The 18,146-nt window shown below is 59.6% G+C and carries 13 protein-coding genes; 9 read left to right on the forward strand and 4 right to left on the reverse strand.

Translation table 11 applies throughout. The annotated features are described in order from the left end of the window. Window positions 1–149: 149 nt before the first annotated feature. Window positions 150–728, forward strand: coding sequence for a M48 family metallopeptidase (locus tag BPSY_RS02985; protein ID WP_033496854.1), 579 nt, complete (start codon window positions 150–152; stop codon window positions 726–728). 134 nt (window positions 729–862) lie between these two features. Here the strand turns inward: BPSY_RS02985 and BPSY_RS02990 are convergent, their stop codons facing one another. Next, the gene (locus BPSY_RS02990) at window positions 863–1,990 is read right to left on the reverse strand and encodes a LacI family DNA-binding transcriptional regulator (protein WP_033496936.1); all 1,128 of its coding nucleotides are present in this window, start codon (window positions 1,988–1,990) and stop codon (window positions 863–865) included. Between the two features lie 306 nt (window positions 1,991–2,296). On the opposite strand from BPSY_RS02990, the gene BPSY_RS02995 reads away from it, so the two are divergent. The 7 genes from BPSY_RS02995 to bglX all read left to right on the forward strand — a co-directional run bounded on the left by BPSY_RS02995 (window position 2,297) and on the right by bglX (window position 14,467). Continuing rightward, entirely contained in the window at window positions 2,297–3,946 is a 1,650-nt protein-coding gene (locus BPSY_RS02995; protein WP_051921569.1) for an ABC transporter substrate-binding protein, read from the forward strand. Window positions 3,947–4,145: 199 nt separating this feature from the next. After that, window positions 4,146–5,072: an ABC transporter permease gene (locus BPSY_RS03000; RefSeq protein ID WP_238556787.1), complete on the forward strand. Its 927-nt coding sequence runs from the start codon at window positions 4,146–4,148 to the stop codon at window positions 5,070–5,072. 5 nt (window positions 5,073–5,077) lie between these two features. Next, window positions 5,078–6,037, forward strand: a complete 960-nt coding sequence (locus BPSY_RS03005; protein ID WP_081884175.1) for an ABC transporter permease — start codon at window positions 5,078–5,080, stop codon at window positions 6,035–6,037. Then, window positions 6,034–7,686, forward strand: a complete 1,653-nt coding sequence (locus tag BPSY_RS03010) for an ABC transporter ATP-binding protein (protein ID WP_033496851.1) — start codon at window positions 6,034–6,036, stop codon at window positions 7,684–7,686. Before BPSY_RS03005 ends, BPSY_RS03010 begins: the two co-directional genes overlap by 4 nt. Window positions 7,687–7,716: 30 nt before the next feature. Further along, complete coding sequence (locus BPSY_RS03015; protein ID WP_051921571.1) at window positions 7,717–8,622, forward strand: alpha/beta fold hydrolase; 906 nt, start codon at window positions 7,717–7,719, stop codon at window positions 8,620–8,622. Between the two features lie 142 nt (window positions 8,623–8,764). Continuing rightward, window positions 8,765–12,250, forward strand: coding sequence for a GH36-type glycosyl hydrolase domain-containing protein (locus tag BPSY_RS03020; RefSeq protein WP_033496849.1), 3,486 nt, complete (start codon window positions 8,765–8,767; stop codon window positions 12,248–12,250). A gap of 63 nt (window positions 12,251–12,313) precedes the next feature. Then, complete coding sequence (bglX, locus tag BPSY_RS03025) at window positions 12,314–14,467, forward strand: beta-glucosidase BglX (RefSeq protein ID WP_033496848.1); 2,154 nt, start codon at window positions 12,314–12,316, stop codon at window positions 14,465–14,467. A gap of 95 nt (window positions 14,468–14,562) precedes the next feature. Here bglX and BPSY_RS03030 read toward each other — a convergent pair whose 3' ends face one another. The 3 genes from BPSY_RS03030 to BPSY_RS03040 all read right to left on the reverse strand — a co-directional run bounded on the left by BPSY_RS03030 (window position 14,563) and on the right by BPSY_RS03040 (window position 17,217). Then, complete coding sequence (locus tag BPSY_RS03030) at window positions 14,563–15,042, reverse strand: Dps family protein (RefSeq protein WP_033496846.1); 480 nt, start codon at window positions 15,040–15,042, stop codon at window positions 14,563–14,565. Between the two features lie 137 nt (window positions 15,043–15,179). Next, a complete protein-coding gene (locus BPSY_RS03035) occupies window positions 15,180–16,508 on the reverse strand; it encodes a hemolysin family protein (RefSeq protein WP_033496845.1) in 1,329 nt (442 codons plus the stop codon). Between the two features lie 76 nt (window positions 16,509–16,584). Beyond that, entirely contained in the window at window positions 16,585–17,217 is a 633-nt protein-coding gene (locus BPSY_RS03040; protein ID WP_033496843.1) for a carbonic anhydrase, read from the reverse strand. A 276-nt stretch (window positions 17,218–17,493) separates the two neighbouring features. Between BPSY_RS03040 and ahpC the strand changes: the two genes are divergently transcribed. Further along, window positions 17,494–18,057 carry an alkyl hydroperoxide reductase subunit C gene (gene ahpC / locus BPSY_RS03045; protein WP_033496842.1) on the forward strand — a complete coding sequence of 188 codons (564 nt, stop codon included), beginning with the start codon at window positions 17,494–17,496 and terminating at the stop codon, window positions 18,055–18,057. Window positions 18,058–18,146: the final 89 nt, after the last annotated feature.

Below are 18,146 nucleotides of genomic sequence, written 5' to 3' on the forward strand. Positions count from 1 at the left end.
TCAATTTAGGCCGTCCGGTTTTTGAAATCGGTGTGTTGCCTGCGCGGAATGGTCGAAGCGGGTGGTGTGGCGGTATCCAGTGCTTGCGCGAAGATAGCGCTATGCCATCCACGCTACCCAGGGCAGGTACCTCCACCAGGCGCAGACGTATGAGGACATCCGTGCTCCGCTGCGGGGAAGAGACGATCCAGGTGAAGCGGGGTGCGGTCAAGAATCTCTACCTGCGGGTCAAGCCTCCCGATGGGCATATAGAGGTCACTGCGCCGCAGCGTGTTTCGGACGGTATGATCCTGGATTTCGTCACATCCAAAGGCTCCTGGATCTCCCATGCGAGAAGCAGGCTGTCCGCATCGATCAGCGCAGGATCGCAAGGCGGTTCTCCGACGTCGTGGAGCGATGAGGATCTTGCCTTGGCCAGACAGAGCATGCAGAGGCAGCTATCGGCCCTGCTCGACCACTGGGTGCCTGTGGTCGGACGGGCGCCTTCGGCGATCTCGCTCAGATTGATGTCCTCGCGTTGGGGATCCTGCACCCCGGCCACCCGCCGCATCCGGCTGAACCTTGAACTGGCCCGCCTTGATCCCAGATTCCTGGAGTATGTGCTCGTCCACGAGCTGACGCATCTCTACGTGCATGGGCATGGGCCGGAATTCCGCCGGCGCATGGATCTCTATCTGCCGGGATGGAAGGCGCTGAGAAAAGAACTCAATACGCATGTCATCGTCTGAAATCCGACCGTTCGCCTCAACCGAACCGCGGGTACGGTGATGATGCCCCTCGCCTATGCCAGGTTCGAGCACGGGCGGTCCGGAGAACGGGGATATCCGCCCAGGCATGCGGATCCCGATCATTCCTGATGGCCCTACGCGGCCGGAATCGCTTCCAGAACCCCCTCACAGCTTTCACGCAGCAGCACGCTCACGGGCATCTCGGTGGAGTATGGCGGGTCGTCCGGGTGTTCGATGCGTTTGACCACGGTGCTCACCGCCGCACGTCCAAGATTGACCATCGGCTGCCTGACCGTGGTCAGACGGGGATGGGATGTGTCGGACTCCTCGATGCCATCGAATCCGGTGACGATCACATCATCCGGCACGCGAAGTCCGGCTTGGGTGAGTGCGTCCAGCGCGCCGAGTGCCATCTGATCATTGGCGCAGACCAGGGCCTGTGGCAGGTCGCCTCGCTCGATGAGGTCCTGGGTGATTTTCTTCGCCGTGGGACGCGAGAATTTGCCCCTATAGATAGGTATCGATTCCGGGCTGATGCCGCGCGCGGCCAAGCCTTCCTGGAAGCCCACGTATCGCTTGTGGTTATCGGGTGAGTCGTCGGGCCCTGCCATATAGATGAAGCTTCGGATCTGATGGGCGTCGACCAGATGCTCGACGAGTGTGCACATGCCTTTTCTGTTGCTCACGCGGACGAGGTCCATGCTCTTCTCACCGCCGATCGGAGCGTCGGCGACCATGACCAGGGGAATCCGCTTGACCAGGGATTCGATGAGTCGGTCTGGAACGCTTCGGGCGAGGATGATGACCCCATCGACCTTGCCGATCATGTCGTGCACCATCTGATTCACATCGGATTCGCCTCTTCCCTGGCCGATGCTGACCATCAGGGAAAGCCCCTGGCTCCATGCCTCCAATTCGCATCCACGGAGCACATGGTCGAAGTACAGGGAGTCGCGATGTATTCTGCCGGTGACGGGACGGTCCACATGTATCTCGGCGGTGTCATGGTCGGTCAGTTCGAAGTCGCTGAGCGTCTCCAGCTCATCGACATTCGGCAGGAAGAGACCGATGATCCCTGTTTTGCGCGCGGCAAGGCTGCGGGCGCTGCCGCTGGGCACATATCCGAGCTGCTGCACTGCCGTTTCGATGGACTCCCGCGTTGCCTGCCGTACGCTCTCCGGCTTGCGGAGCGCCCGGGAGACGGTTGCTATGGATACACCCGCCTGCTCGGCGACGTCATAGACTGTCGGTTTCTTGGCCACGTTGCCCTCCAAAACCTGTTTTCATACATTTCTTTCACGATAAGGCATAACTGTAGCGCTATTTTCACATTCTTGAGAGCGCTATCATTCGGCGTGTCGAATTGCGTATCGTCCAGAAACGTTGAAATATCAATGTTTTTAGTCATGTAAGAAAATGTAAAAACGCGAACTTGCGTAAGTCAATGTAAGCGCATACAGTTGTTGCAAGTCAAGGCTAGTGACCTGGGTCATTCCGGGGAGCTGGTAGACGCGCGTGGGGGTAACCACATCCGCGCATCCTTGTCAACGAGGACAGAAAGATTATCAATGATGAAGAAGAGAATCGCAATGCGGATCTCCGCAGCGCTCGTCGCCGCCGCAACTTTGTTCGGCGTCGCAGCTTGCGGAAACAGCACCGCAAATAGTTCAGGCGACGCAAGTTCGAGCTCCGAGCTGCTCTTTGGTGGAGACAGCGGAAGCCCAACCTTCGTACGCAACTTCAACCCATTCTCGACCAGCAAGCGAATCGGCATCAACTTCATGTACGAGCCGCTCGAAGTCGTCAACGCCATCGACGGCACCTCAACACCATTCCTGGCCACCGGCCACAAGATCGTGGATGCCAAGACCATCCAATACACGGTTCGTGACGGTGTGAAGTGGTCGGACGGAACCGCATTCACCGCGGATGACGTCGTGTACACCTTCAACCTGATCAAGAAGAACGCCGCTCTGGACACCCTGGGTGTCTGGCAGCACGTCGATTCGGTCGAATCCTCAGGCGATACCGTGACCTTCCACCTGAAGACCGCCGATGTTCCCGCCGTGACCATCATCAACCAGCAGCTGATCGTCCCCAAGCACATCTGGGAAAAGGTCAGCGATCCCGTCAAGTGGACCAACGAGAACCCTGTGGCCACCGGCCCATACAGCCTCGACACCTTCACCCCGAACCAGTACACGCTTAAGAAGAACACCACGTACTGGCAGAAGGACAAGGTAGCCGCAGAGAAGATCGTGCTGCCGGCATCCAACAAGCAGCTCGACTTGGTCAACAAAGGCTATGACTGGGCATATTCATACATGACCAATGTCGACAAGACCTGGGTTGGCGCCGACAAGCAACACAACCACTACTGGTTCCCTCCGGGCGGCACCGTTTCGCTCTTCCCGAACCTCACCAAGGCTCCTTACAACGACGTGAACTTCCGCAAGGGCCTGAGCTACGCCATCGACCGCAGCAAGATCGCAAAGGATGCTGAAGAAGGCTACGTCGAAGGCGCCACGCAGACCGGTCTGCTCCTCCCCAACCAGGAGAAGTGGGTCAACACCTCCATCGCCAACAAGGGCAATATCGATCAGAGCAAGAGCAAGGCGCTTGAGTACTTCGCCAAGGCCGGCTACACCGAGAAGGACGGCAAGCTCGTCGACTCCTCAGGTACCCAGCTTGTGCTGAACATCACCGTTCCGAACGGCTACACCGACTGGCTCCGTGGCGTGCAGACCCTGCAGTCGCAGCTCTCCGCCCTCGGCATCTCGGTCAAGCTGACCCAGCCGCAGCCTGCCGCCTACACACAGGCCCAGAACAACGGCGACTTCGATCTGATCGTTTCCTCCTTCGGTGGCAGCGGCAGCATCTTCCAGGATTACAACAACTTGCTCAACAGTGAGTTCGCTCTTCCTGTCGGACAGTCCACAACGGCTAACTTCCAGCGTTACAAGAACACCGACACGGATAAGCTGCTCGCCGAGCTCAAGGTGGCCACCTCCGAGACCGATCAGAAGAAGATCGTCGACGAGTTGCAGAACGTGGTCTACGACCAGGTACCTGTGGTCAGCATGTTCTACGGCGGACTCTGGGGCCTCTACAGCACCAAGAAGTTCACCGGTTGGCCAAGTGCCGACAACCCATACGCTCCTCCGAGCACATGGACCCAGGCCAACCTCTTGATCGTCACCAACCTCAAGAAGGCCTGATACCAGGTCCCCCGATCCTCGGTGCCCGCACGATGATGTGATGGGCGGGCACCATTGGATGCAGACGGGTGGTGATGATGGTCAGCCGCTTCGGAACCATCGCTCACCGCCCGTGTTTTAATGCCAATACGCGAAAGGTCATCTCGTGCGTTACTTTCTAGGGAAAATAGGTTTATTCCTGCTGACACTGTGGGCTGCAGTGACGGTCAATTTCATACTTCCGAGGATGATGCCTGGTTCGCCTGCTGATGCAGCAATAGCGAAACTCGCACAGAATGGCCCGGTGACTCCGGCGCTGCGTGCTTCCATCGAAGCCCAGCTCGGTGTGCCCAAGGGCAACCTCCTGAGCCAGTACTTCCAATACCTCAACAATGTGATCCACCTCAATTTCGGTGTGTCATACAGCAACTTCCCTGCGAACGTATCTGACCTTGTCGGTGCCGCCCTTCCCTGGACGATCACCCTGGTTGGCGTCGTCACCATTCTTTCCTTCGTCATCGGCACCGTGCTCGGCGCCGTGATGGCCTGGAAGCGCGGCAGTGCAGTGGATGCCACCGGCAGCGTCGGCAGCTCCTTCCTCTCCGCATTCCCCCCATTCTGGCTCGCTCTCATGCTGCTCTACTTCCTGGGATACGTCACGGGACTCTTCCCGACTTCCGGCTCCTACTCGGCAAGCGCCGTTCCGGAATTCAGCGCCTCATTCTTCGGCGACGCGTTGTACCACGCGATCCTGCCAGGCCTGACGATTCTGATCACATCCCTCGGCGGATGGATCATGGGTATGCGCAATACGATGATCAGCACACTCGGCGATGACTACGTCACCTTCGCGGAGGCCAACGGCCTGCACCAAGGCACGGTCATGCTCAAGTATGCGGCCCGAAACGCGCTGCTCCCGAACCTTACCTCTTTCGGACTGGTGCTCGGAGGCGTGGTCGGAGGATCACTGCTCGTCGAGCAGGTCTTCAACTACCCGGGCGTGGGTCTGCTGCTCTTCCAAGCGGTGACCAACCAGGATTACCCGCTGATGCAGGCGCTGTTCCTGATGATTACGGTGAGCGTGCTTATCGCCAACTTCATCGTTGATTTGCTCTACGGCGTGCTCGATCCAAGGACAAGAAGGTGAGTTCCATGACATCGACTTCACAAACACCAGCTTCGGACGCTCCGAAGCACGGCAACAAACCACAGAAGATCGCCAAGCACAACAGCGATAACGCCCTGGTGCGCGGTCTCAAGGTGGCGGGACGCGGCATCGCGACCGTCTGGAGCGTACCGAAGGCACGCTTCGGCATCATTCTGCTCTCCCTGATCATTCTGAGCGCCATATTCGCACCGCTCATCAGCCCTTATGATCCCAAGGCGACGGGTTTTGAGGCAGGCGCCAACCCCACCATGGACCATTGGCTGGGAACCACGGCCAACGGACAGGATGTGCTTTCCCAGTTGATCTGGGGCGGACGCATCTCCGTGCTCGTCGCACTCGTCGGTGGTCTGCTTTCCACATGCATCGCAGTCATCGTCGGTCTGAGCTGGGGCTATATCCGGTCCTTCTTCGGTGAGTTCATCGGATTCATCGTGAACCTGTTCCTCGTGATCCCTTCCCTGCCTCTGATGATCGTTGTGGCCGCATATCTCCAGAACGGCGGCATGGGGGTCATCATCCTGGTGATCGTCCTGACTGGTTGGGCCTGGGGCTCACGAGTCCTGAGAAGCCAGACGCAGTCCCTGCGTTCGCGCGATTTCGTGACGGCCGCCTCCTTCAGTGGGGACAGCTCGCCTCGCGTGATCTTCCATGAGATCTTCCCCAATATGCTGTCGCTGATCATCAACAACTTCTTCGGGGCTGCCACGGCCGCCGCGTTGGCTGAAGCGGGTCTGGAGTTCCTGGGTCTCGGGGATTCCACCACGGTCAGCTGGGGCACGATGATTTATTGGGCACAGAACAACAATGTCCTGCTTACCGGCCAATGGGCACTGCTGCTGGCGCCCGGCCTGATGATTGCACTGCTCGCGGTCTCGATGACGTTCATCAACTTCGGCGTCGACCGTTTGAGCAACCCGCGTCTGCGTGAAGGGAGCTCACGATGAGCCTGCTGAAAGTCCAGAACCTTTCGATCGAATACGACACCCCTGGTATCGAAGCGGTCAAAGCTGTGACCGATGTCAACTTCGAGTTGGAGCAGGGCGAGTTCGTCGGACTTGTCGGTGAATCGGGATCGGGTAAGTCAACGCTCGGTTTCGCCATCACCAGGCTCTCCAAGCCGCCGGCACGCATTTCCGAAGGAAGTGTGCTGTTCAACGGCAAGGACATCACGACCCTCAGTGACGAAGAGCTGCGCCGCCAGCGCCAGGGCGGTTTCGCCATGGTGCTGCAGTCAGGTATGAACGCGCTCAACCCGGTTCGTACCATCCGCAAGCATTTCCAGGACATCTTCAAAGCGCATAAGCATGTGGCGAAGGACCGTTGGGAAGCGCGCAGCGAGGAGCTGATAGGCAAGGTCGGTCTCCCGAAGAGCACGCTTTCGAGGTACCCCGGGGAGCTTTCCGGAGGCATGCGTCAGCGCGTTTCCATCGCCCTCGCACTGTCACTCGACCCGAAACTGATGGTCTTCGATGAGCCCACCACCGCGCTTGACGTGCTGGTCCAGCATGATGTGATGCGCACGATCCGCGAGCTGCAGAAGTCGGAAGGCTTCACGGCCGTGCTTATCAGCCATGATCTGGGTGTGGTGCTCGAATCGACGCAGCGCGTCCTGGTGATGCACAACGGCCATATCGTCGAGGATGCCTCAAATGCGGACATTCTCAGCCATCCCAAGGATGACTACACGAAGATGCTGTTGAGCCATTACGGCGACCCCCGTGCGGAGGAGGTTTCCGTCCCGGGGCTGAGCCCTCGCGGAACCGCCAAGTACGAAGGTGCGGCCCAGGATCTCGATAGCCTGACCATCACCGTCAAGGACATCTCCAAGACCTACCCTGCGCGCAAGCGTGGCGAGCAGCCAGTCAAGGCCGTCAGCAATGTGAGCTTCACATTGAAGCCGGGAGAATCCCTGGCACTGGTGGGCGCTTCGGGCTCGGGCAAATCCACCATCGCCAAGATGATAACGGGCGTCGAGAATCCGACCGAAGGCAGCATCACGCTCGGTAACACGCATGTTGAGCGTATGCACAGCAAACGCGATCTGCGCAAACTGCATTCGGATATCCAGATGGTGTTCCAGGATCCGTACGCGGCCCTGAACCCACTGCACAATGTGGAATACATCCTGACCCGGCCGATCGTGAATTACACCAAGCTGCGTGGTGAGGATGCGCGCAAGCGGATGCTCGAATTGCTGGAGACCGTCGGTCTGACGCCAGTCGAGCAATTCGCCGCGAAGCTTCCCCATCAGCTTTCGGGTGGGCAGCGGCAGCGCGTCGTGATCGCAAGGGCCCTGGCGAGCGATCCCAAGGTGCTGGTGGCGGATGAACCGGTTTCCATGCTGGATATGACACTTCGCGCGGGCATTCTCGCCCTGCTCGATGATCTGCGTGTGCGTCTGAACGTGAGCATGCTGTACATCACCCACGACCTGCTCAGTGCACGACTGATCACCGATCGCATCATGGTGCTCAACCACGGTCAGATCGTCGAACGAGGGCAGACGGCTGAAGTGCTGCAGCATCCGAGCGATGATTACACGGTTCGTTTGCTTGACGCCATTCCGAAGCTTGAAGCACACACCGAAGCGTAGTTTCGCGTATCGATCCACAAAGGGGTTGCAATGAGTTTTGAGCAACAATCACAGAAGGCCTCGGAGAAGATCCACAGCGGTCGGGTATTCAGCTCGCTGCCGATGCCTGAGGGTGTCGAGGCACTTGTTATCGAGGCCTCGGTCGGGCCGCTGACGGCCATCCATGCACCCGTTGCGGAAGGGGTGAAGGGCAAGGGCACCGCGCTCTTCATACCCGGTTTCACCGGCAGCAAGGAAGATTTCTATGAGCTCTTCGCGCTGCTGCCTCAGCGGGGTTGGGATGTATGGGCATATTCCCAGCGTGGCCAGGGCGACTCGGTCGCGCCTAGCGGCATCGAGTCCTACGGAAGGGATCAGACCGCCTCTGACGCCTTGGAAGTCGCCGCCATCATCACGCAGGCCACGGCCTGCGATGGCATACACCTGCTAGGACACAGCTTCGGTGGACTGGTGGCCCAGGCCACGGTCATCAAGGATCCCAGCCCGTTCAGAAGTCTGACCCTGATGAGCTCAGGCCCCCACGGATGGCCCGGCCGCAAGGCGGATATCCGCGAACGCCTGCTGAACAGCGGCGGTGTGGACCTCTGGCGTCTGGATAACCCGGATAAGGCCGATTGGCCCGATGACAGGCTCGATCCCTTGCAGCGCTTCCTGCGTGAGCGTTCGGAACGCACCAGCACGGATCAGCTCATCGGAGCCATCGATCAGCTCGCGAATGTGCACGACACCACCTTCGAGGTGAAGGACACCGGTCTTCCGGCCCTGGTCTTCCACGGCATCGACGACATCTATGCCTGGCCGCAGGAGTGGCAGCACCGCATGGCGATCCTGCTGGGGGCCAGATATGAAATCATCCCCGATGCGGCCCACTGCCCGAACGGTGAGAACCCGGTGCCAACAGCCGATCTGCTTGACGATTTCTGGTCGAAGCACTGATCGGCCGGTCGTGGGATCTCTGAACACCGAGACCTCAAGACCCCGAGCCCAGGCATCACGCGAATACAGCATTTGACGGTTGCGTGCACGAGGAATGCCGTGCATGCCGCCGCAAGAACGAGATAGAACGAAGGACACCATCATGACTGTTGACACCAAAGGATCAACCATTCCCGACAAGCAGTCTGTCGACTGGAGTGTTTGGAAGCAGGGCAAGGAAACCGATCCTGTGATCACGAACGGCGATGTGGAGATCGCATTCACCGAATTCGGTGATATCGCCAGCATCAGTTCGGGAGAACTCCAGATCTCCCAGTACCGTCCAGGTCAACATGACGCTGGTATCGCGGGGCTTTGGCTCAGGCGGCACGATGGGAACGGCATCACCAGCACGCCGCTGATCGGTGTCTACTCCAATTCGAACTGGGGCGCGGAAGGCGGCACCGCGGTCTGGAAGGGCTCGGATCTGGGCGCTTCATGGACCGTCACCTTGGCGATCGATCCCGAAAGCCCCACATGGGCATGGCATGTGAGTGTGGATGCTGCGGCATCCGATACCGCATCGTGGGATATCGTCACCGATCAGGATCTCGCACTGGCTCCGCGTGCCCAGGCACTCACCAGCGAACCGTACATCTCCCAGTACATCGCGTACAGAAGCGCCGATCTTCCGGGACTGGGCCGAGTGGTCGCCGCACGGCAGACCATGTCCAGCGCACCGAAGATGCCGCTGCTGGTCAGCGCCATCAAGGAGGGTGCCCAGGCACATCTCACTGACGGCTTCGACTTCTACGGCAAGCAGGCACGCCTCGGTTCACGACCGCAGATGCTGGACGATGCCACCTGGGATGGTGGCAGAACCAATCAATACGAGTTCGGCATGATCGCTCTGCTGTCGAATTCCGAGAAGGCAAGTCAGGAGGGTCTCGAATGGACCGAGGTCCTCACCTTCGACCCTGATTTCCGCGGCGAACTTCCCGATGCCTGTGAGGATTACTCCAAGAAGGCCCTGGAACGCACGGAGGCATTCCTCCCCGAGGCGCTTCGCCAGGCGGCGTCGTTGCAGTTGAGCGAAGCCGGTTCGTCCAGGTCGGCCGACGCCCACGCGCCATCCCTGCTCGCGGTCGCACCGGTGATCAACGGTGATGACCTCGCTGACGAGGAGTTGGTACGCCTTGCCTCAGGCCAGGCCCGGGATCTGGAACGCGACGACGAAGGGCATGTGCTCTCATACTTCGCCGACCGGGCAGCCCATGTGGTGGCGAAGAGCAAGGAACTGCTGGTAAGCCGCTCACATGGACAGGTGCTTCTCGCCGGAAGCGTGAACACGTCCGAACACCCGGTTTTCGCAACAACCACCTATGCCCCCGGCGTTTTCGCCTCGCATATCGTATTCGGCAATACGAATATGAACCGTCTGGTTTCGGTACAGCGCACCAGTCTGAACCTGCTGCGTTCCGAGGGTGTGCGCATCCTGATCCGCAAGGACGGGCAGTGGTCCGTTCTCGGCGTTCCCTCCGCATACATCATGGAATTGGGTGCTTCACGGTGGGTGTATCGCTTCGGTGAGCAGACCATCACCGTGACCACAACGGCATATGCCGACCGCGACGGCATGAGCGTCGAACTCCAGGCAAGCGAAGCCGTGGACGTTCTGATGACCGCCGACGTGGAGTTCCCGGAGAACTGGAAGATCCGGAATGCCGGGATACCAGGACACGACCAGGCGATTGCGCTCACACCAGAGGCCGGTACCTCGGTCGCGGGCCACTGCCCCGGATTGGGCTATGTGTTCGCAGCCGACGGTGCCGTGATCTCCAATGACGCGCCCCTCTTCGGTCAGCAGGATGGTACGCGATCCGAAGGCACCGCGCTGCTGAGCTTCTCGGAGCGACAGACGACATCTCTGAAGGTGGTCGTCACCGCAAGCATGGATGACGCCGACAAGGCCGTCGAGAGCGCCGCCCAGGCACTCGACGACGCGAAGACCACCGAAGAGCAGCTCGTCGCGCAGTACGCCTACATCAGCGCCTTCATGGACGACTTCAGCATCTCCACCGAGGGCAGGCTCAAGGAATGGAACGAGGGCGCACCGTGGTTCGTGCAGAACGCCCTGGTGCACTTCCTGTCCCCTCACGGTCTTGAGCAATACTCGGGCGCGGCATGGGGCACCCGTGACGTGTGCCAGGGGCCTTTCGAAATGGCATTGGCCTTCGGCCACTTCGACATCGCGAAAGACATCATCCTCAAGGTCTTCGGGCATCAGAACCCGGACGGTTCACTGCCCCAATGGTTCATGTTCGACGAATACGCCGAGATGTTCCAGCATGATTCACACGGTGATATCCCGGTTTGGCCTCTGATGGCGGTCTACCAGTACCTTGAGGTGGGTGGCGACCGTTCCCTGCTCGAGGAGCAGGTCGATTTCTGGGATGACGCGGCGCGCACGGGTGACAAACCCACCGTGGCCGATCACCTTGAGCAGACCCTGGAATACATCCGCACGCATCGGGTGCCCGGCACCGAGCTCTTCTGCTACGGCGAGGGCGATTGGGATGACACCCTGCAACCCGCACAGCAGTCGATGAAGAAGGAGATGGCCTCCACATGGACCATCGCCCTGCTCTTCCAGGCGACAACCGCATTGCAGCGCCTCCTCAACGAGGCTGGTTGCGAGGAACTGGCACAGGAGTTCGGTGCCGAGGCCGATGGCATCAAGCGCCAGTTCGCCAAGAACTTCATCTACGACGACGTGCTCGCGGGCTATGTGGTCTTCACCGAGGATGGGCCTGTTCCGGTCATCCATCCTGAAGATACGCGAACCGGCCTGCACTACCGCCTGATTCCCATGACCCGCTCCATCATCGCGGGTCTGCTGCCACCGGAAGGTGCGCGCAGCCACGAGCAGCTGATCGAGGAGAATCTGCACTATCCGGATGGTGTGCGTCTGATGAACCACCCGGCCAACTATCACGATGGCGTCACCACCTACTTCAAGCGTGGTGAGCAGGCTGCGAATATCGGCCGCGAAATCGGTCTGATGTATACGCACGCGCATATCCGATACACCGAGGCGCTCGCACAGCTCGGTCGCGATTCGGTGGCTGACGAACTGCTGCGCATCAGCCCCGTGGATCAGTTCCAGCGGCTCGCGACCAGTGAGATCCGTCAGCGGAATTGCTACTTCGCTTCGTCGGACGCCGACTTCCCGGATCGCTATACCGCCGCTGAGCAGTGGGACCGCCTGCGTGCGGATGCCAAGGATCCGGTTGGCGTTCGTGGAGGATGGCGTGTCTATTCCTCAGGCCCCGGCATCTACCTGCGCCAGGTGATCCAGCATGTCTTCGGCCTGCAGATCCATACGGACAGCGTGGCGATCGACCCGATCCTGCAGATGCAGGATGACGGTACCAGCGTTGACCTCGGACTCTTCGGGGCCAAGCGCACGCTGCGCTACCACCTCAGCGACGATGACGCACCCGTTGTGGCATCGGTCGACGGCAGGGAGCTGGACGGCAACCGCTATGACCTGCCATATCGCCCAGGAGGTCTGGTGCTCAGTGCAGAGGCGATCGCTGACGCCAAGGTCATCGACATCAGCGTGGGCGTGCACCGCGCGAAGATCTGATACAAGCATCCGATAAGCAAGGGTCCCGCAGCCACGGTTGCGGGACCTCGGTAGGAGAGAATCATGGAACAATCACAGTTGACGGATCTGCTCGGTCAGATGACTCTCGATGAGAAGATCGGGCAGTTGCTGCAGATCACAGGCGACTTCTATTCCGATAAGGCCGAGGAACGTACCGGCCCGATGACCCAGCTCGGACTGAACGAGGACGATCTGGCGAATGCGGGCACGGTGCTGGGCGTTACCGGTGCGGAAGAATGCCGCAAGATACAGACCGCGTACATGAAGCGCAACCGTCTGCATATCCCGACCTTGTTCATGGGCGATGTGATCCACGGATTCCGTACGATCTTCCCGATTCCGCTCGGCCTGGCATCGTCATGGGACGATGAGGCCGCCGAAACGATGGCGCGTGTGTCCGGCCATGAGGCTTCGGTCTCGGGTCTGTTCGTGACCTTCTCCCCGATGGTCGATCTGGTGCGCGACCCCCGCTGGGGCCGTGTGATGGAGGCTACGGGAGAGGATCCTTACCTCAACGGCAAACTCGCCGCGGCTATGGTCCATGGCTACCAGGGTGATGACCTCCGTGGCGACACCAGTCGTGTAGCCGCATGCGTGAAGCATTTCGCTGCCTATGGCGCAGCGGTCGCAGGACGTGATTACAACACCGTTGATATGTCCGAACGCCAGCTCCGCGACATGTATCTGCCGGGGTACAAGACGGCGATCGACGCGGGCGCAAAACTGGTGATGACATCCTTCAATACCGTTGACGGTATACCGGCTTCGGGCAACCGTCACCTCTTCCGCGACATCCTTCGCCGCGAATGGGGCTTCAATGGCGTCGTCATCTCCGACTTCGGCGCGGTGAAGGAGATGATCTCGCACGGTGTTGCCGGAGATGAGCGTGATGCCGCGAAACTGGCCATCAAGGCCGGCGTTGATATCGAGATGATGACGGTCTGCTATCTGCGCAACCTCGGCGATCTCATCGAATCCGGGGAGATCCCGGAGCAGGTGCTTGATGAAAGCGTCATGCGCATCCTGCAGTTGAAGAACGACCTCGGTCTTTTCGAGAACCCACTGCGTGGCGCCGATGAGGCGGAGGAGCGCAAGGTGGTGATGAGCCAGAAGCACCGCAATGCCGCACGTCGTGTCAGCGAGGAATCCATCGTGCTGCTCAAGAACGAGGATGCCGCGCTGCCTCTGGATGCCGCGAACACGGTCGCGCTGCTGGGCCCCGGTGCCCGCTCCACCGATCTTCTCGGAGCATGGTCATGGAAGGGCGAGGAGCAGGATGTGACTGCTCTGGATGCCTCCCTGAACGAAGCCGGCTTCCAGGTGCAGACCACGGATGAGATCTTCGACTATCTCGACCCTTCACAGCAGGCGATCGATGCCGCGGTGCAGTTGGCGGGCAAGGTCGATGTGGTGGTCCTTGCCCTCGGGGAGCCCTCCTTCATGAGTGGAGAGGCTTCCAGCCGTTCCGACATCCGTCTGCCTCAGGCGCAGATCGAGCTGTTCAAAGCCGTCCAGGCGGTGAACCAGAACGTGATCGTCACACTGTTCAACGGACGTCCCCTCGATTTGAGCGATGTCCAGCCAGCCAAGGCGATCGTTGAGGCTTGGTTCCCAGGCACCGAGGGAGGCCGTGCCTTGGCGGATGTGTTGCTCGGCAAGGTGAATCCTTCGGCCAAACTGACGATGTCCTTCCCCGTTAGTGTCGGACAGGTGCCGCTCTACTACAATGTGGACAACACCGGTCGCCCCTATGAGAACGATCCTGAAGGCAAATACGTATCGAAGTATCTGGATGTCTCGAATTACGCCGCCTACCCCTTCGGTTTCGGACTGAGCTACAGCTCATTCGAATACGGTCAGGTCGAAGTCTCCGACAGCAGCTTCGATGCCGAGCATCCTTTGGAGATCAGCCTGACGCTCAGGAACACTTCGGAGCGTGCAGGAACGGAGATCGTGCAGCTCTACGTCCACGATCTTGTGGGCGAGGTGGTGCGCCCGATCAAGCAGCTCAAGGGCTATCAGCGTGTGACCCTGGAAGCGGGGGAGAGCCGAAGGGTGAGTTTCACGCTGAGCGAGCAGGATGTGCGCTATGTGCATCTCGGCGATCGTCTGGAAAGCGATCCGGGGCAGTTCGATGTGATGGTCGGGCCGAACAGTCGAGATCTAAGCGAAGCCATCCGCGTCGAACTCTTCTGATCCACCCCGGGCGCATCTGCTCGGGATACGAATATGGGCGGCTGCCCGAATGCAGGATGCATTCCGGGCAGCCGCCCATATTCTTGCCTCTGTGCTCACACCAGGTGTGAACGCATGAACCACTGGAACTTCTCGAGCTCCTGCACGTGATCCTGCACGATGTTCGAGCTGATCACATCCAGTTCGTCCAGTTCGGCGATCGCCTTGCGGTCATCGGCGATGAATGAATCGTAGTACTCGACCAAGGCCTTCAGGAAGCTTTCGGTGGAGTGACGGCCGGTCAGGTCGATGCCCTTCCACGAACGGTTGCGGATGATCGCGTCAGGACGACCATCGGGTGAGCCGCCGAGTGTGGCGATGCGCTCCGCCGTCTCATCGGCCTGTGCGAGAACGGCTTCGACCTCGGGATCGATCATCTCGTGAACGGCGATGAAGTTCGGGCCGGTCACATTCCAGTGAGCGTGCTTGAGCACGAGGGCAGCTTCCTGCTCCTGGCTCAGACGGTTCTGCAGAATCGAAATGATTTTCTCTGAAGCGGCTTCATCCAGTCCCGGGACTGTGAATTTCAATGCCATAATGTCTCCCTCACTGCTAACAGCGTTCGTTCCGCCCTGATGGCGATCACTTGCGTTCATCGCCTTCAACGGGCCTTGCTTCCAACTGTAGGTGGCGGCAGACGTATCTCAAAATAACACTTGTTCTGTGAGCGTCATCACTCTGTTTTGAGCAGCTCTTCGACATGTTCGTCATCGGTGCGGCGCTTGACCTCGATGGTGCCGATACGTCGACCATCGACCTTGGTGACCTTCATCTCGTAGCCACCGTCGGAACGGAGCACCTCGCCGATCTCGCCCATCCGTCCGGTATGTGCCAGGAAGTACCCGGCCACCGTCTCGTAAGGGCCGTCCTCAAGTTCGATGCCGGTCAAGTCGGCGAAATCCTGAAGCGTCATGCCGCCTTCCACGCTTACCGCGCCGTTGACGAAAGCCTGCTGCGGTTCCTGTTTCGCGGGATGGTCATCGGGAAGATCGTATTCATCGCGTATATCCCCGACCAGCTCCTCGGTCATGTCCTCAAGTGTGACGATGCCATCGGTGCCGCCGTACTCATCGATGACCACCGCCAGATGGATGCCGCGTTTGCGCAGCAGTTCCAGGCTCGGCAGCAATTTGGAGGTGCCCGGTAGCTCTATGCCCTCACGCACCACATCGCGAACCGTGCTGGCTTCGGGGTCGCGGATATCAAGCAGATCACGGACGTGGACGAAACCGAGTACATCGTCGAAGTCCTTGCCGCTGACAGGGTATCGGGAGTAAGGCTCGTTGCGCACGAAGGCCGCCGCCTCAGCGAGGGGCATATCGCCGTCGAGGAACACCACATCGGCCCTCGGGCGCATCACCTCGGCGACGATGGTTTCGGAAGCGTCGAATACGTCATCCAGAATGGTGCGTTCGTCTTTGCTGAGCCGGGTGTTCGAGGAGACCAGCACGCGCAGCTCATCATCGCTGACCTGTGTTTCGGCCTGCTGGGGATCGAAGCCGAGCAGTCGCACTATGCCATTGGTGTTTTTGCCGATCAGCCAGATCAGGGGACGGCAGATGCGTGAGAATATGTCGATTGCAGGCACTGCGGCTCGTGCGATCTGTTCCGCCCGCTGCATCGCTATGCGCTTGGGCACCAGTTCCGAGATCACGATCGAGAAGTATGCGATCACAATGGTGAGTACGACGGTCACCAGCGGGGAGGCCAGATTGGTGGGCACTCCCCAGCGTTCGAATACGGGAATCAGGAAGGGTGCTATCGAGGATGCGCCAACTGACGAGGAGAGGAAACCCGACAGTGTGACGCCGATCTGCACTGTGGACAGGAAGGTGTTGGGATCCCTGGCGATCTTGCCGACCCTTGCGCCCCGGGCATCCTCCTGTTCCATGCGCTCGACCTGCGAACCGCGCAGTGAGACCAATGCCAGCTCGGTACCCGAGAAAACGGCGCCGATCACCAGAAAAACAACAATAAGGACAATGTTAAGCCACAATGACATACCTCTAACATACGTGAGCCCATGCGACTTGCGCTAATAGTATGTAAACCCACGCATTATCCCTATACGGGCGGGGTCAGAAGGAGAGAACCTCGACCTTGCCGGTGGTCAGCAGGTAGCGTGATCCCACGATCATGATCTGTCCCGATGCCACGGCTTCGCGCAGCACCGTGGACCGTTCGACGAGGTTTTCGATGGTGCGGGCCACATGCACGCGCTCGTAGTCATCGCTGCTGTCGAGTTCGGACTCCCTGGCCGTCTGAATCGAGGCGCCGACCTGGCGCACCACGATGGAATCGGAATCTTCGGCCTTTCCGAGGCTGAGGCCCTTCAGCGCGGATTGCACGGCACCGCAATGCTCATGCCCCATGACGACGATGAGATTCACATGAAGCGCCTGAACCGAGAATTCCAGTGATGCCACCACGGCCTCGTCAAGGATTTCTCCGGCCGTCCGGATGGTGAACAGATCACCGAGACCCTGGTCGAATACGATCTCGGGTGGCACGCGTGAATCGGAGCAGGAAAGCACCGTGGCGAAAGGATGCTGACCGTCGATGAGCTGTTCCCGTGTTTCCGCATCCTGCCAGGGATGTTCGGCTTCGCCTTGAGAGAAACGACGGTTTCCGGCAAGCATGCGACTCCATGTGCTGGTGGCCAGATCCCCATCGGGGCGTTCGAGTGCCGTTGCCTTGTCTTCCTGCTGCATTGTGCCTGCCTCCTTGTGACGGTCACCTTATCCTACTCCCGGCTGCCTTCGTGCAGGGATCCACCGATGATGCCCCACAAGCTCGGTTTTCCGGGCTTTTGGGTATGCGCAGGCCTGCCTGTGTGTGCAAGCTCACATAGCTGGGGGCGGGAAGCGCGTGCATCGGCACAGGGCGACGGGATAGCATTGATGGCAACCAGACCTTCCGCGGAGTGTCCGGATTACGGAGGCTCGCTCAAGGGGTGCAGGAAGGTATTTCGTCGAAAGGGGATAGCAATGACGCTGCTGCAGCATGAGCTGACAGATTTCACTGTGCAGTCATACCAGAACAACGAGTTTCATGAGGTGACCAAGGAGGATGTGCTCGGGCATTGGTCCGTGTTCTTCTTCTATCCTGCGGACTTCACCTTCGTCTGCCCAACCGAGCTGGAGGATCTCGCCGAGAAGTATGCGGACTTCCAAAAGGCAGGGTGCGAGGTCTACTCCGTTTCATGTGACACGCATTTTGTGCATAAGGCATGGCACGATGCCAACGAGAAGATCGCGAAGATCACCTACCCGATGCTGGCCGACCCGACCGCAACGCTGGCCAAGGATCTCGACACCTACAACGAGGCCGATGGCACCGCGGAGCGTGGCGACTTCATCATCAGCCCCGAGGGCAAGGTCGTGGCATACGAGGTCATCTCCTCGAACGTGGGCCGTAACGCCGAAGAGATCCTGCGCAGGGTTCAGGCCTCTCAGTTCGTGTATGCGCACGGCGATCAGGTCTGCCCCGCGAAGTGGGAGCCCGGGGACGAGACCATCGCCCCGAGCCTTGATCTGGTCGGACAGCTCTGATCAGACGGGATGTCGTCGACCCTGAGGGGGAGGGCGAGTCCGTACCTGTAATTGCTTCTTTGGCCGCGAGATCCTCCATATGGTTTCCC

The organism is Bifidobacterium psychraerophilum, from assembly GCF_000741705.1.
GTDB classification, from domain to species: Bacteria; Actinomycetota; Actinomycetes; order Actinomycetales; family Bifidobacteriaceae; genus Bombiscardovia; species Bombiscardovia psychraerophila.

Bases quoted from the DNA above. Each gene is read 5' to 3' on its own strand.
- BPSY_RS02985 (WP_033496854.1), top strand. From the start codon at position 150: ATGAGGACATCCGTGCTCCGCTGCGGGGAAGAGACGATCCAGGTGAAG.
- BPSY_RS02995 (WP_051921569.1), top strand. From the start codon at position 2,297: ATGATGAAGAAGAGAATCGCAATGCGGATCTCCGCAGCGCTCGTCGCC.
- BPSY_RS03005 (WP_081884175.1), top strand. From the start codon at position 5,078: ATGACATCGACTTCACAAACACCAGCTTCGGACGCTCCGAAGCACGGC.
- BPSY_RS03010 (WP_033496851.1), top strand. From the start codon at position 6,034: ATGAGCCTGCTGAAAGTCCAGAACCTTTCGATCGAATACGACACCCCT.
- BPSY_RS03015 (WP_051921571.1), top strand. From the start codon at position 7,717: ATGAGTTTTGAGCAACAATCACAGAAGGCCTCGGAGAAGATCCACAGC.
- BPSY_RS03020 (WP_033496849.1), top strand. From the start codon at position 8,765: ATGACTGTTGACACCAAAGGATCAACCATTCCCGACAAGCAGTCTGTC.
- bglX (WP_033496848.1), top strand. From the start codon at position 12,314: ATGGAACAATCACAGTTGACGGATCTGCTCGGTCAGATGACTCTCGAT.
- BPSY_RS03030 (WP_033496846.1), bottom strand. From the start codon at position 15,042: ATGGCATTGAAATTCACAGTCCCGGGACTGGATGAAGCCGCTTCAGAG.
- BPSY_RS03035 (WP_033496845.1), bottom strand. From the start codon at position 16,508: ATGTCATTGTGGCTTAACATTGTCCTTATTGTTGTTTTTCTGGTGATC.
- BPSY_RS03040 (WP_033496843.1), bottom strand. From the start codon at position 17,217: ATGCAGCAGGAAGACAAGGCAACGGCACTCGAACGCCCCGATGGGGAT.
- ahpC (WP_033496842.1), top strand. From the start codon at position 17,494: ATGACGCTGCTGCAGCATGAGCTGACAGATTTCACTGTGCAGTCATAC.